This window comes from Chryseobacterium gambrini (genome assembly GCF_900156825.1).
Classification (GTDB): domain Bacteria; phylum Bacteroidota; class Bacteroidia; order Flavobacteriales; family Weeksellaceae; genus Chryseobacterium; species Chryseobacterium gambrini.
In genome coordinates, this window is sequence record NZ_FTOV01000006.1 from 162,503 (window position 1) to 177,936 (window position 15,434).

At 39.6% G+C, this 15,434-nt stretch carries 12 protein-coding genes; all 12 read left to right on the forward strand.

The window, feature by feature from the left end:
* The first annotated feature begins 541 nt into the window (after positions 1-541).
* The 12 genes from BW951_RS12910 to purD all read left to right on the forward strand — a co-directional run bounded on the left by BW951_RS12910 (position 542) and on the right by purD (position 15,361).
* On the forward strand, positions 542-1,444 hold the full coding sequence (locus tag BW951_RS12910; protein ID WP_076393453.1) for a branched-chain amino acid transaminase: 903 nt from the start codon (positions 542-544) through the stop codon (positions 1,442-1,444).
* Positions 1,437-3,122, forward strand: a complete 1,686-nt coding sequence (gene ilvD, locus BW951_RS12915) for a dihydroxy-acid dehydratase (protein ID WP_076393455.1) — start codon at positions 1,437-1,439, stop codon at positions 3,120-3,122. The genes BW951_RS12910 and ilvD overlap by 8 nt, the downstream gene beginning before the upstream one ends.
* Positions 3,123-3,144: 22 nt before the next feature.
* Positions 3,145-4,884 (forward strand): biosynthetic-type acetolactate synthase large subunit, encoded by a 1,740-nt coding sequence (gene ilvB / locus BW951_RS12920; RefSeq protein WP_076393457.1) that lies wholly within the window; start codon positions 3,145-3,147, stop codon positions 4,882-4,884.
* 10 nt (positions 4,885-4,894) lie between these two features.
* Positions 4,895-5,485, forward strand: a complete 591-nt coding sequence (gene ilvN, locus BW951_RS12925) for an acetolactate synthase small subunit (protein ID WP_076393459.1) — start codon at positions 4,895-4,897, stop codon at positions 5,483-5,485.
* Between the two features lie 157 nt (positions 5,486-5,642).
* Entirely contained in the window at positions 5,643-7,124 is a 1,482-nt protein-coding gene (gene ilvC / locus BW951_RS12930) for a ketol-acid reductoisomerase (protein WP_076393461.1), read from the forward strand.
* Between the two features lie 139 nt (positions 7,125-7,263).
* A complete protein-coding gene (gene ilvA / locus BW951_RS12935) occupies positions 7,264-8,532 on the forward strand; it encodes a threonine ammonia-lyase IlvA (protein ID WP_076393462.1) in 1,269 nt (422 codons plus the stop codon).
* 112 nt (positions 8,533-8,644) lie between these two features.
* Positions 8,645-9,373, forward strand: coding sequence for a pirin family protein (locus tag BW951_RS12940; protein ID WP_076393464.1), 729 nt, complete (start codon positions 8,645-8,647; stop codon positions 9,371-9,373).
* Positions 9,374-9,483: 110 nt separating this feature from the next.
* Positions 9,484-10,035, forward strand: coding sequence for an NADPH-dependent FMN reductase (locus tag BW951_RS12945; protein WP_076393683.1), 552 nt, complete (start codon positions 9,484-9,486; stop codon positions 10,033-10,035).
* Positions 10,036-10,316: 281 nt separating this feature from the next.
* On the forward strand, positions 10,317-11,309 hold the full coding sequence (gene purM / locus BW951_RS12955) for a phosphoribosylformylglycinamidine cyclo-ligase (protein WP_076393468.1): 993 nt from the start codon (positions 10,317-10,319) through the stop codon (positions 11,307-11,309).
* Between the two features lie 62 nt (positions 11,310-11,371).
* A complete protein-coding gene (gene purN / locus BW951_RS12960) occupies positions 11,372-11,938 on the forward strand; it encodes a phosphoribosylglycinamide formyltransferase (protein WP_076393470.1) in 567 nt (188 codons plus the stop codon).
* Between the two features lie 418 nt (positions 11,939-12,356).
* On the forward strand, positions 12,357-13,874 hold the full coding sequence (gene purH, locus BW951_RS12965; protein ID WP_076393472.1) for a bifunctional phosphoribosylaminoimidazolecarboxamide formyltransferase/IMP cyclohydrolase: 1,518 nt from the start codon (positions 12,357-12,359) through the stop codon (positions 13,872-13,874).
* 248 nt (positions 13,875-14,122) lie between these two features.
* A complete protein-coding gene (gene purD, locus BW951_RS12970) occupies positions 14,123-15,361 on the forward strand; it encodes a phosphoribosylamine--glycine ligase (protein WP_076393473.1) in 1,239 nt (412 codons plus the stop codon).
* Positions 15,362-15,434 lie beyond the last annotated feature (73 nt).

Here is a 15,434-nt window from a genome sequence, read left to right on the forward strand (position 1 = left end):
AAAATAATAGCTTAGCTCATTCACGTTAAATTAAGGATAAGCAAAATTTAAACACTTCTTATCTCGAATTCAGGTTAATATTATAATATCTAAATCTACCGGATCCGGTAGATTTTTTTATTGATGACGGTAAAAAATCCAGAAAAACTCTAAAAGATAATCCCGATACATGATTTTTAGCAAATTTTAGACGTCGTATTTTTATTCCGCTTTAAACTTTAACAATCAGTCGGTTATGAATTATTATGTTTTGATGAATATCGTAAAAAAGATCGGTTTTTATGGATTTTTGATAATTTTAGGGTAGAATTTTTACGAAAAAGTAAATCTGTCTCAAAATTAGTTTATACATTTGTATCGTTAAATACAAGCAAAATGAATAACTCAATTATTATTCTTGTCATTCTTGTCATTATCGGGTTTCGGTGATGGGCAATGGCTTGTGATAATTTTTGAAATTGAAATACTACAGACCATTCTCATCACGAGGATGGTTTTTTGTTTAAAAGATACACCAAAATAAAAATTAAAACGATATAGAATGTATTACAATGACGACAGTGTTCTCTTCTTTGATGGAGAATATGTAAAAGCAAAAGAAGCAAAGACCGATTTGTACGGTCAATCATTACACTACGGATACGCGGTTTTTGAAGGCATTAAATCCTATAAAACAGCCAATGGAACTAAAATTTTTAAAGCAGAAGAACATTATGACAGACTGAGAAAATCAGCAGAAGCAATTCATATGCCTTTCCATTATTCTACTGAGGAAATGGTAGAGACTACTTATAAATTACTGGAAATTAATAATTTGAGCAATGCCTATATCCGTCCTTTAGTTATCTGTTCTCCCAATATGTCCCTTTCAAAAGGACAGAAAAGCTACCTTGTTATTGAAGCATGGAATTGGGATAACGGTTATCTGGCAAATAAACTGAGAATTATGACTTCTTCCTTTCAGCGCCCCAATCCGAAAGCATTCAAGATAGAAGCTAAAGTGAGCGGACATTATGTAAACTCTATTTTGGCGTGTCAGGAAGCCAAAGACAAAGGTTTTGACGAAGCGCTTGTTCTGGATGAAAAAGGAAATGTGGCAGAAAGCTCTGGCGCAAACGTATTCTACGAAAAAGACGGAAAACTTTTCACGCCGGCAAAAGGAAACATTTTGCCCGGGATTACAAGAGCCACGGTGTTCGAAATATGTAATCAGTTAGGGATTTCGTACGAAGAAAAATTGTTTACGCCACAAGAAATGCAGGGCGCAGATGCGGCATTTTTCTGTGGAACGGCGGCAGAAATTGTTGCTCTGGAATCTTTGGACAATATCCCCTTCAGAATCGATTGGGAAGACAGTTTATCAGCGAAAATTCAGCAGGCTTACCGTCATTTGGTCGTAGAAGAAAATTATTCATATCTGAAATCAAACTTACAAAATGCATAGTACAGAACTGAACAAATATTCCAAAACCCTTACAAAAGACCCGACGCAGCCCGCAACTCAGGCAATGTTTTACGGTATTGGTTTTCAGAAAGAAGACTTCGACAAAGCGCAGATCGGTATTGCAAGCATGGGTTACGATGGCAACACCTGCAATATGCATCTCAACAGCCTCGCTGAAATCGTGAAAAAAGGAGTAAAAGAACAGAATTTGGTGGGTTTAATGTTTCATACTATAGGAATAAGCGACGGAATGACCAACGGTACAGACGGAATGCGCTATTCTCTGGTAAGCCGGGACATTATTGCAGATTCCATAGAAGCTGTATGCGCAGGACAGTATTACGACGGGCTCATCACCGTTCCCGGATGCGACAAAAATATGCCCGGTTCCCTCATCGCAATGGCAAGACTGAACCGACCTTCCATTATGGTATATGGCGGAAGTATTGCTCCCGGACATTACAAAGGTCAGGATCTGAACATCGTTTCTGCTTTTGAAGCTCTGGGAAATAAAATTGCCGGAAAAATTTCAGAAGAAGACTTTCAGGGAGTCATTCAAAACTCCTGTCCGAGTGCAGGAGCCTGTGGCGGAATGTACACCGCAAATACTATGGCTTCTGCTATTGAAGCTCTGGGAATGAGTCTTCCGTATTCTTCTTCCTATCCGGCGCTCAGTCGCGAGAAAAAAGAAGAATGCCAATTTGCGGGACATTACATCAGAATTCTTTTGGAAAAAGACATCAAACCTTCCGATATCATGACACCAAAAGCCTTTGAAAATGCTTTGAGACTGATTATGATTTTAGGCGGAAGCACCAATGCTGTACTGCATTTTATTGCCATTGCAAAATCAATAGGATACTATCTGACTTTGGATGATTTTCAGCGGATCAGCGATGAAACACCGTTTCTGGCAGACCTCAAACCCAGCGGAAAATATCTGATGGAAGACCTTCACAAAGTAGGGGGAGTGCCTGCTGTAATGAAATATCTGCTGGATCTGGGATTGCTACACGGCGACTGTCTTACTGTAACAGGCAAAACCATTGCAGAAAATCTCGAACATGTCACCTCCATTATTGAAAGAGATCAGCATATTATTCACGATATCAAAAATCCCATCAAAGAAACAGGACATATCAGAATACTCTATGGAAATCTTGCCGAAAAAGGTTCCGTAGCCAAAATCACAGGTAAAGAAGGAAACTATTTCAGGGGAACAGCCATTGTATTCGATGGCGAAAAAGAATTCATCAAAGGAATTGAAGACAAAAAAATCAAAGAAGGAAACGTTGTCGTTATCAAAAACGAAGGTCCGAAAGGCGCTCCCGGAATGCCCGAAATGCTGAAGCCAACTTCCGCTTTAATGGGTTCCGGCTTAGGAAAAAATGTAGCACTGATCACAGACGGAAGATTTTCCGGAGGAACCCACGGTTTTGTTGTAGGACACATCACACCGGAAGCATTTGAAGGAGGACTGATCGGCCTTATACAGGACGGAGACCTCATCGAGCTCGATGCAGAAAAAAATACCATCAATACATTGCTGTCGGATGAAGAAATTGCAAAAAGAAAAGCCGGTTTTCATCAGCCTGAATACAAAGTGAAAAGCGGAGTTCTTTATAAATATGCCAAATCTGTGGCAGATGCATCGCAGGGCTGCGTAACAGACCTGTAATCACAATTAAAATTGAAACATTATGAATACACTTGAAATAAATGAACAGAAAGATACCCGAAGTGCGAAAGCCATCGAAATATCAGGTTCCAAAGCAGTTTTAGAAGCTTTATTGCAGGAAAATGTAGACACCGTTTTCGGATATCCGGGTGGAGCAATTATGCCTATTTATGATGCTTTATACGATTATTCCGAAAAACTGAAACACATTCTCGTTCGTCACGAACAGGGCGCAATCCATGCAGCACAGGGATTTGCAAGAGTATCAGGAAAAACAGGCGTTGTCTTTGCAACAAGTGGTCCCGGAGCCACCAATCTGGTGACAGGTCTTGCAGATGCCATGATCGACAGTAACCCTGTAGTTTGCATTACAGGGCAGGTTTATGCTTCCTTGTTGGGAACAGATGCATTTCAGGAAACCGATGTTATCAATATCACCACACCGGTTACCAAATGGAACTATCAGGTTACCGATGCCACAGAAATTCCTGAAGCCATTGCCAAAGCATTTTACATTGCAAATACAGGTCGTCCCGGTCCTGTTTTAATTGATATTACCAAAAATGCACAACTTCAGTTATTCGATTATTTAGGCTATAAAAAATGCACTCACATCCGAAGTTATCGTCCCGAACCTGAGATCAGAAAAGAATATATTGAAAAAGCAGCACAGCTCATTAATCAGGCCAAAAAGCCATTTGTTCTTTTCGGACAGGGAGTAATTCTGGGGAAAGCGGAAGAAGAATTAAAATCTTTTATTGAGAAAATTAATCTTCCGGCAGCAGCTACCGTAATGGGACTGAGCGCGTTGCCTACCTATCATAAATTGCACGTAGGAATGTTGGGAATGCATGGAAATTACGCCCCCAACGTAATGACTAATGAATGCGATGTATTGATCGCTGTAGGAATGCGGTTTGATGACCGCGTTACCGGACGCCTCGATAAATATGCAAAACAGGCAAAAGTAATTCACCTTGATATTGATCCCGCAGAAATTGATAAAAATGTAAAAACAACAGTTCCTGTTTGGGGCGACTGTAAAAAAACACTCCCTTTATTGACAGCACTTCTCGAAGAAAACGACCATTCAGAATGGGTAGAGAAATTCCGCGAACTGGAAAAAGAAGAAATAAAAGAAGTCATACATAATGAACTGAATCCCAATACAGATGCCATGACGATGGGAGAAGTTATCAGAGTATTAAACGAGCTTACCAACGGAGACGCCATTATCACAACAGACGTCGGTCAGCATCAGATGGTTGCTTGTCGATATGCCCGGTATAACCGTTCAAAATCCAGTGTGACTTCCGGAGGGTTGGGAACAATGGGATTTGGTTTGCCGGCTGCTATCGGAGCATGGTATGGAGCCCCCGAAAAAACAGTCGTAGCGATTATCGGGGATGGCGGATTTCAGATGACACTTCAGGAATTGGGAACCATTATGCAGTTTGGGGCAAAAGTTAAAATTCTCATCCTTAATAACGAGTTTCTGGGAATGGTGAGACAATGGCAGCAATTATTCCACGACAGACGTTACTCATTCGTAAATATTACAAGCCCCGATTTTGTGGCAGTTGCCAAAGGGTATTACATTGAAGGTGAAAAAATATCCGAAAGAAAAGATTTAAAAGCCGCCCTCGAGAAAATGCTCAGTCATGATGGGGCATACCTTCTTGAAGTGATGGTAGGAAAAGAAAACAATGTATTTCCGATGGTAGCGCAGGGAACCTCAGTTTCGGAGATCAGACTAAAATAAAAAAAAGAAAATGGAAAAACAGGAATTTACCATCACATTATACACCGAAAATTCAGTGGGCTTAATCGGCAGAATATCGGGAATCTTCTCACGGAGAAAAATCAACATCGAGAGTCTGAATACCTCACCTTCAGAAGTAGAAGGCATTCACAGATTCACCATTGTTATCCAGGAGAACGAAGAAGTAGTGAGAAAACTTTGCCGACAATTGGAAAAGCAGATCGATGTAATGAAAGCCTATTACAATACAGACGATGAAATTGTATGGCAGGAACAGGCACTTTACAAAGTACCCGCAGATGTGGTTACCGAAAAAGTATATGTAGAGCGGCTGCTTCGTCAGTATGGTGCATCAACTGTAGTTATCCGTCAGGATTACATCGTTTTTGAAACAGCAGGACATCGTGAAGAAATAGACAGATTAACCGAAGAACTTAACAAATACGGTCTCATAGAATTCGTTCGCGGTGCCAGAATCGCCATCATTAAAAACAGCGCGGGAATCCACCAAAAAGTACTTCAGTTTGAAAACCGTGAACCCTCTCCGCATATTGTAGAGAACGAATACCTCGATAAGCGGGATGATGTTTTTACCATGTAACAAATCAGTCAAAACAATCAAACTCCGAATTGAATTGAATACAATGTTTTATTGTTTCAAAAAATATTCAAAACAAAACCTAAAATAAAAATATTAATCCTGAAAAGTAGTTACAGTAAACATTTTACTTAATACTTTTTACATTTTACCCAAAAATATGGCAAATTACTTCAATACCCTATCACTAAGAGAACAGCTGCATCAGCTTGGACAGGCAGAATTTATGGACAGTACACAATTTTCCGATGGTGTAGCAGCTTTAAAAGGAAAAAAAATAGTAATCGTAGGATGTGGCGCTCAGGGACTTAATCAGGGGCTTAACTTAAGAGACAGCGGACTCGATGTTTCCTACGCCCTCAGAAAAGAAGCCATCGACGAAAAAAGAGACTCATGGAAAAAGGCCACAGAAAACGGCTTTCACGTAGGAACATATCAGGAACTCATTCCTACGGCAGATTTAGTCATCAATTTAACCCCCGATAAACAGCATACTTCCGTAATCAACACCCTACAGCCACTCATGAAAGAAGGAGCTACATTGTCCTATTCCCACGGATTCAACATCGTAGAAGAAGGAATGCAGATCCGTAAAGACCTCACCGTAATCATGGTTGCCCCGAAATGCCCCGGTTCCGAAGTCCGTGCAGAATACCTTCGAGGTTTTGGAGTACCCACACTTATTGCCGTACATCCCGAAAATGATCCTCAGGGAAAAGGATGGGCAGAAGCAAAAGCCTATTGTGTGGCAACTGGCGGACATAAAGCAGGAGTATTAAAATCATCCTTTGTAGCAGAAGTAAAATCAGATTTAATGGGAGAACAGACCATTTTATGCGGACTTTTACAAACCGGCTCCATTCTTTCCTTTGACAAAATGGTAGAAAAAGGCATTGATGCAGGATATGCTTCCAAGCTCGTTCAGTACGGCGTTGAGGTGATCACCGAAGCATTGAAACACGGCGGTGTGAGCGGAATGTTAGACCGGCTTTCCAATCCTGCAAAAATCAAAGCATTTGAACTTTCCGAAGAATTGAAACACATCATGCGGCCGCTTTTCCAGAAACATCAGGATGATATCATCTCCGGAGAATTCTCCAAAACCATGATGCAGGACTGGGAAAACGGAGATGCCAACCTTTTGAAATGGCGTGCGGAAACAGGCGAAACAGCCTTTGAAAAAACTCCGGCGGGAGACGTAAAAATCTCCGAACAGGAATATTTCGATCATTATCTCCTCATGTCCGCATTCATAAGAGCAGGCGTAGAACTCGCTTTCGAAACCATGGTGGAAGCAGGAATAAAACCGGAATCCGCCTATTACGAATCCCTGCACGAAGCTCCCCTCATTGCCAATACCATCGCCAGAAAAAAACTATTCGAGATGAACCGCGTGATTTCCGATACCGCAGAATATGGCTGCTATCTCTTTGATCAGGCTTGTAAACCCCTTCTGGCAGACTTCATGAAAAAAGTAGATACAGACCTCGCAGGAAAAAACTTCAACGAAGGAAAAGACGCGTCCGTAGACAATGCGCAATTGGTTCACGTTAACGACACCCTCAGAAACCATCCGGTAGAAATGGTCGGCAGAAAACTTCGTCAGGCAATGACGGCAATGAAATCTATAAAAACCGTATAAAAATTTTTTGGGGCAGCTATTTCCGCCCTCCGTTCCCGCTTTTTTCTTTTCTAGAAAAAGAAAAAGAGCTCCACTCAGGTCGGGCTGCGAGACATTTCCGCTTTCAGGAAATAAAGACCATAAAAAACCGGTAAAATAAATGAAGATGAATAAAACACTCACACTTCCCACACTCGAATCCGTCATACAGGCAAGAAAAAGCATCGAAAACGTGGTGAATTACACCCCTTTGCAATACAACGCCCGTTTGTCGAAAAAATTTGATGCGCATATTTACCTTAAAAGAGAAGACTTACAGCCGGTGCGATCCTACAAATTAAGAGGCGCTTATCATAAAATAAAAACCCTTTTCAACGAAGGCAGGACTTCAGAAGGAATAGTTTGTGCAAGTGCAGGGAATCATGCTCAGGGAGTCGCTTTTTCATGCAAGCAGCTCAAGATTAAAGGAACCATTTTCATGCCCGTAACCACACCGAAACAAAAGCTGGAGCAGGTAGAAATGTTTGGCGGTCATTTTGTAGACATTAAACTCTTCGGAGATACCTTTGATGCATCCAAAAAAGCCGCTTTGGATTTTGCAGAAACTTCCGGTGCTGCCTTTATTCATCCTTTTGATGACGTTCAGATCATTGAAGGACAGGCAACAGTCGCACTTGAAATTTTAGAACAGAAAAAAGAAGCAACAGACTTTGTTTTTATTCCGATCGGTGGAGGAGGACTCGCTTCCGGAATTTCCACAGTATTTAAACAACTTTCCGCAGAAACCCAACTCATAGGCGTAGAACCGAAAGGAGCGCCCTCCATGAAAGTATCCATAGAAAACAAAATCAATACCGAGCTTACTGAAATTGATAGTTTTGTAGACGGAGCAGCCGTAAAAAAAGTAGGAGATTTAACATTTGAAATTTGCAGAAATACACTTTCCGGATGCATTTCCGTAGACGAGGGAAAAATTTGTGAAACCATTCTTCAGCTTTACAATAAAGATGCTATCGTACTGGAACCTGCCGGAGCATTATCAATCTCTGCATTGGAGCAGTATAAAACGCAGATTAGAGGAAAAAATGTAGTGTGCATCGTCAGCGGAAGCAATAACGATATTACCAGAATGGAGGAAATTAAAGAACGCGCTCTGCTCTACAACGGTCTTAAGCATTACTTTATGGTGAAATTTCCGCAGCGTCCCGGTGCTCTTAAAGATTTCGTCCTCAATGTATTGGGAACAAACGATGATATCACCCATTTTGAATACACCAAGAAAAACTCCAGAGAAACAGCTTTGGCAATCGTCGGAATCGAGCTTTCCGATCCATCAGACTTCGAAGGACTCAGGCAGAGAATGCAGAATCTGGATTATTTTGAATCGTATCTCAATGAAAACCCCGATATTCTCAATATGCTTGTGTAATATCAAAAACAAACAATAAATCCGCTGAAAAGGCGGATTTTGTCGTTCTTATCTTACATCAACAATTTAGCCGGTTATCTCCTGTACATTTGTATCATAAAATAAAAACATTATGAAAACAGTATATCATAAAGCAGACACAAGAGGTCACGCCAATCATGGATGGTTAAACTCTTACCACACATTCAGTTTTGCCAATTACCAGAATCCTGAAAGAACACACTTCGGAGTGTTGAGAGTATTGAATGACGATACCGTTACGCAGGGAATGGGATTCGGAACGCACCCTCACAGAGACATGGAAATTATTTCCATTCCGTTGGAAGGAGATCTGGAACATAAAGATTCTATGGGAACTACAGCAGTCATTAAAAAAGGAGAAATTCAGGTAATGAGTGCCGGAACCGGAGTCATGCATAGTGAATACAACAAAAATAAAGATCAGGCGGTAAAATTCTTACAGATCTGGGTATTCCCGAGAGAAGTAGGAGTAGAACCAAGATACGATCAGCAAAGCATTAAAGAAGGCGAAAAAATAAACGGCTTCCAGCAGATCTTATCTCCCGATAAAAATGACGACGGTGTTTGGATTCATCAGGATGCATGGTTCAATCTTGCCAATTTTACCAAAGGAAACGGTAAAAACTACATGCTGAACAAAAAAGGAAACGGCGTCTATGCGTTTGTACTGAAAGGAAGCGCAAAAATCGGAGACCGTATTTTAAATGAAAGAGACGGCTTAGGAATCTGGGATACTCAAAGTTTCAACATTGAAGCCATAGAAGACACAGAAATATTATTAATGGAAGTTCCAATGGAATTACCTTCATATCTCAAATAAACCCTTAATTTTGCACAACGAAAATTCCCCGCCTTTGGAGGGGTGGTAAAAATTCAGAATGAATTTTTGACGGGGTGGTAAAAAAAAATAAAATACATAAAAATAGAACAATGAAAGTTTTAGCAATAGCAGGAAGCAATTCCGATACATCAATCAATAAAATGCTGGTTACTTACGCAGCTTCATTAATTCCAAACGCAGACGTGGAAATCGTAGACATGAACGCTTTTGAAATGCCAATCTACAAACACCAGCGTGAAGTGGCAAGCGGAGTTCCGCAGGAAGCAAAAGACTTTGCCTCAAAAATCGACGGAGCAGATGTTTTACTGGTTTCTCTGGCAGAACATAACGGAACATACTCTTCAGCATTCAAAAATGTATTCGACTGGACATCAAGAATTAAAGACAGAGCAGTATGGAACGAGAAACCAATGCTGCTAATGGCGACAGCTCCCGGAGCAAGAGGAGGTTTAGGTGTTTTGGAAGCTTCAGGAAAACGTTTCCCTCTTCATGGCGGAAATATTGTAGACACCTTCACACTGCCTTTCTTTAATGATAATTTTGATAAAGCGGCTCAGAAAATTTCTAACGAAGAGAAAGACAGCGAATTAAAAGAGAAAATTCAGAAAATTTCTGCCTTAGAATCTATTCTTGAAAAATAGATTTGAAAATTAATATAAAATTAATATCTTTGCAAAAAGGAAAAAAGATGAAAATTCAGACCACTTTTAAAGAATGTTTCTCCAAGAAAGGGAATATTGTGGACTCTGAAATTCTGAGATAAAACAACGGCCGATAATCTACCAAGATTGTCGGCTTTTTTGTTTTCTGAATTTGAATAAAAAGTAAAAATAAAATGTACCAATTCAGTAATGCAGGAATTTACCAATTCAAAACATTGTTACATTGCTAAACTGATACATTGTTAGATTATTAAAATACTATGAGCAACACGTACAAATCAGCAGGAGTAGACAAAGAAGAAGGATACAAAACCGTTGACAAGATCAAGAAAGCGGTCGGCGAAACACATAATTCCAATGTGTTGAACCATTTGGGAAGTTTTGGGGCATTCTATGAGATCGGAGGATACAAAAATCCTGTATTGGTTTCCGGAACAGACGGAGTGGGAACAAAGCTTAAAGTAGCTTTAGACTCAAAAAAATACGATTCTATCGGGGTAGACTGCTTCGCAATGTGTGCCAATGATATTCTTTGTCACGGGGCAAAACCATTATTTTTCCTAGATTATCTGGCTTGTGGAAAATTAGACTCCGAGATTGCCGCTGAAATCGTTTTAGGAATGGTAGAAGCCTGCAAAGACAACAACTGTGCATTAATCGGCGGAGAAACCGCAGAAATGCCGGGAATGTATCAGCCGGGAGATTACGATGTTGCAGGATTCTGCGTAGGAATCGTTGAAAAAGATCAGATTATTGATGGTTCAAAAATCAAAGCAGGAGACAAAATTATTGCGTTGCCAAGTTCAGGATTCCATTCAAACGGATTCTCTCTGGTAAGAAAAGTGTTCCCGGATTTCAACGAAGAATTCGAAGGAAAGCCTTTGTACGAAACGCTTTTGGTTCCAACAAGACTATATTACAAAGATATTCATAAAATTCTTGAAGAAGTAGCAGTTTCAGGGATCGCTCACATTACAGGAGGTGGTTTGTACGAAAATATTCCAAGAATTATTGGCGACGGACTTTGCGCATCGATTGATGCTTCAAAAATCCAGATTCCAACGGTTATGTTAGAACTGGAAAAAAGAGGAGGAGTTGCGCGTGAAGAAATGTTCGGAACATTCAACATGGGAGTCGGAATGATCGTTGTAGTGGATGCACAACACGCAGAAAAAGTATTGCACCTTTTAGACGATGCTTACGAAATCGGAGAAATTACAGAAGGAAGCGAAAAAATCAATTTGAAAATTTGAAAATTTACCAATTAGATAATGTATTCCATTTTCAAATTAACTAATTTTCAAATTGACTCATTATGAAGAATCTTGTCATACTCGTTTCAGGTTCAGGAACCAATCTTCAGAGAATCATCGATACCATTGATAATGGAGAAATCCGCAATGCAAAAGTATCGTTAGTGATTGCCGACAGAGAATGTTACGGACTGGAAAGAGCGAAAAATCATAACATAGAAAACATTCTGATTCCGAGAGGGAAAAACTTCAGTAATGAACTGGCTGAAAAAATTCCTCAAAATACAGACTTAATCGTTTTAGCAGGATTTTTATCCATTCTGAAACCTGAATTCTGTGAAAAATGGAACGGAAAAATAATCAATATTCATCCGGCTTTACTTCCGAAATTCGGAGGAAAAGGAATGTGGGGACACCACGTACATAACGCCGTGATCGAAGCAAAAGAAAAAGAAAGCGGAGCAACCGTACACTTTGTAACTTCAGGAATCGATGAAGGAGAAGCCATCCTTCAGAAATCATTCGAAATTACAGAAGACGATACCCCCGAAAGCGTAGCGGAAAAAGTTCACTTAATAGAATATGAAATTTTCCCAATTGCGATAAACAAAGTATTAAATAATAATTAGACATTAATTATTAGCGATACAAAAAATTCCCCTCATTTGGAGGGGTGGCAAAAATTCAAAGAATTTTTGACGGGGTGGTTAAAAAACTAACAACAATGAAAGGCTTAGACAAGCTCAGCCTGACAACGCAAAATCTAGCCACTTAATTTGTCATTCCGTAGGAATCTAAGCTTAGTTGAGATGCTTTCAGCATGATAAACAGAACGGAAAAATAGTTAGTATTAGAGATGTAGCGCTGAGCCAAGAGTTTATCCTGAGCTTGTCGAAGGAAATAAATCATCTCTTTAATGAAAAAACACATTTAGATTTTAATTATTTCGAAAAACAAGAAAAATCTAAGTAAAAATAAAAAGATCGGAGGTGAAAGAACCGGTCTACAGTTTGAAATAGCTGTAAAAAGTAAAAAATCGAAAGTAAAATGAGCAAAAAAAGAGTTTTAATCAGTGTTTCTGACAAAAGCGGATTAACCGAATTCGCGCAGTTTTTGGAAGCCCAAAATTATGAATTGATTTCTACAGGAGGGACGTTCAAACATTTGAAAGACGCTGGTTTAAATCCGATTCAGATTGATGAGGTTACCAATTTCCCGGAAATGTTGGATGGAAGAGTGAAAACATTACACCCGAAAGTTCACGGTGGTTTGTTGGCGGTTCGTTCCAACGAAGAACACATGAATACCGTTCAGGAACACGGAATTGGACTGATTGACATGGTAATTGTGAATCTTTATCCTTTCTTCGAAAATGTAAACAAAAACATTTCTCTTCACGAAAAGGTAGAATTCATCGACATCGGAGGACCTTCAATGCTTCGTTCTGCAGCGAAAAACTTCGATTCGGTTACGGTAATCACGGATGTTGAAGATTATGCAACCGTAAAAATCGAAATGGAACAAAACGGTGATACGTACATCGAAACCCGTAAAAAACTGGCAGGAAAAGTATTCAATCTTACTTCGGCTTATGATGCCGCGATTTCAAGAATGCTTTTAGAAGAAGAATATCCAACCTATCTTAATGCTTCTTACAAAAAAGTTTCTGACTTAAGATACGGAGAAAACCCGCATCAGACAGCAGCTTACTACGTTTCTACTTTCGAAAACGGAGCGATGAAAGATTTCGAACAGTTGGGAGGTAAAGAATTGTCTTTCAACAACCTTCGGGATATGGATCTTTGCTGGAAAGTAGTGACCGAGTTCAAAGAAGAAATGGCTTGTTGTGCAGTAAAACACTCTACACCTTGCGGAGTGGCAATCGGAACTTCAGCTCTGGAAACCTATCAGAAAACTTTCGAGTGCGATCCGGTTTCCATCTTTGGCGGAATTGTTGCTATGAACTACAAAATCGATGCGGCAACCGCAGAAGAATTAAACAAAACCTTCCTTGAAATTGTAATGGCTCCGGAATTTGATGAAGAAGCACTTGAAATTTTAAGAAAGAAAAAAAACTTAAGAATTATAAAAATTGTCAATCCGGTTTCAGACAAACAGACCTGGGTGAAAATTGACGGAGGAATCCTTGTTCAGGACAACGACAGCATCTTTTCAGATGACATCAAAGTTGTCACAGAAACTCAGCCTACGGAAGAGCAGAAAAAAGCATTATTATTCTCTCAGAGAGTGGTAAAATATGTAAAATCCAACGCCATTGTCGTTTCCAACGGAATTCAGGCTTTCGGAATCGGAGGAGGACAGGTAAACAGAATCTGGGCAACTCAACAGGCGATCGAAAGAGCCAAAGAAAAATTCTCCGGCGACTTAGTATTGGCTTCTGATGCATTTTTCCCGTTCCGTGACGTAGTAGATTTCTGCGCTCAGGAAGGAATTACAGCAATCATCCAGCCGGGAGGAAGTGTAAAAGATCAGGACAGTATAGATGCTGCCAATGAACACAAAATCCCGATGATGTTTACCGGAATTAGACATTTTTTACATTAATTAAAATTAAATTAAAATTATAGATGAAAATCTGTAATTTAGGATAGATTGCTTTCCGGTCTTTGCTGAGTGTTAACGCCTTTGCGAACTTAAAAAGCAGTCAGTTATTAAAGATATCTTAGCGGACTTTGCGTTAAAAATTTTTATTGAGATTAAATGCATACATCCGGAAATTATATTTTGAGATTGTATTTATAGCATCCAAAATTATATATTTGTAAATTATAGACTAGTTAATTAAATAAAGTATGAGAATATTAATCATAGGTGAAGGTGGAAGAGAATCTGCTTTGGCAGCAAAACTTCAGAATGACCCAAGAATTTCTAAAATGTTTTTTGCCAACGGAAACGCTACCACTGATGTTATTGGAAAAAATGTTCATTTATCAGAGATTAAAGAACTTAGAGATTTTGCCATCAAAGAAAAGGTAGACTTAACGATTGTTGGTCCCGAAGCTCCGCTTGTAGCAGGTTTGAAGGACGAATTCAAAAAACACGATCTTAAAGTTTTTGGTCCGAATCAGAAAGTTGCAAGTTTGGAAGGAAGTAAGGCTTTCTCTAAGAAATTCATGCAGACCTATGATATCAAAACGGCAAAAGCAGTAGTATTCGATTCCTATAATGAAGCTAAAGAATATGTGCAGACGCAGAAGTTTCCATTGGTTGTTAAAGCAAGTGGTTTAGCAGGCGGAAAAGGCGTGGTAATCTGCGATACATTGGAAGAAGCTGAAGCAACGATTCATGATTTTATGATCAGAAGAATCTACGGAGATGCAGGAATCCGTTTAGTGATCGAAGAATATTTAGAAGGATTTGAAGCCTCTATCATCGCATTCTCAAACGGGGAAAAATTATTCCCTTGTATTGCGGCGAAAGATTATAAAAAAGCCGGAAATGGCGATACAGGACCCAATACTGGAGGTATGGGAACCGTAGCTCCAAGCCCGGAATTTACTCAGGAACACTACGCAGATTTCGAAAAAAATATCTTAGAACCTACCATTAAAGGTCTTAAAGGAGAAGGTTTCAGCTTCAAAGGAATCATTTTCTTCGGATTAATGGTAACGAAAAACGGAACTTATCTTTTAGAATACAACATGAGATTCGGAGATCCTGAAACGCAGGTTTTAATGGCTTTGATGGAAAACAATCTTCTGGATGTTATTCAGGATTGTATGGACGGAAAAGACATCGAGCTTAAATTTAAAGACGAAAAAGCAGTTTGCCTTGTGATGTGTTCAGGAGGTTACCCAAGAAACATCGAAACAGGTTTCGAAATCGTGGGCGAAGATAAACTGAAATACAGCAAACTTTTATACGCAGGAGCCATCAGAAAAGGAGATAAAGTAGTTTCTAACGGTGGAAGAGTACTGAACATCGTGGCTACAGGAGCAACGTATGAAGATGCCCGCAAAAAAGTGTATGAAGATGCAAGTCATGTGCATTTCGATTACGGCTTCTACAGAGAAGACATCGGAAAGTTTTAAAATAATGCCCTGATTTTTCGGGGCTTTTTTTGTTAGAAGCTATTTCCCGCTTTCCGCTGTATCTTTTTTGTCA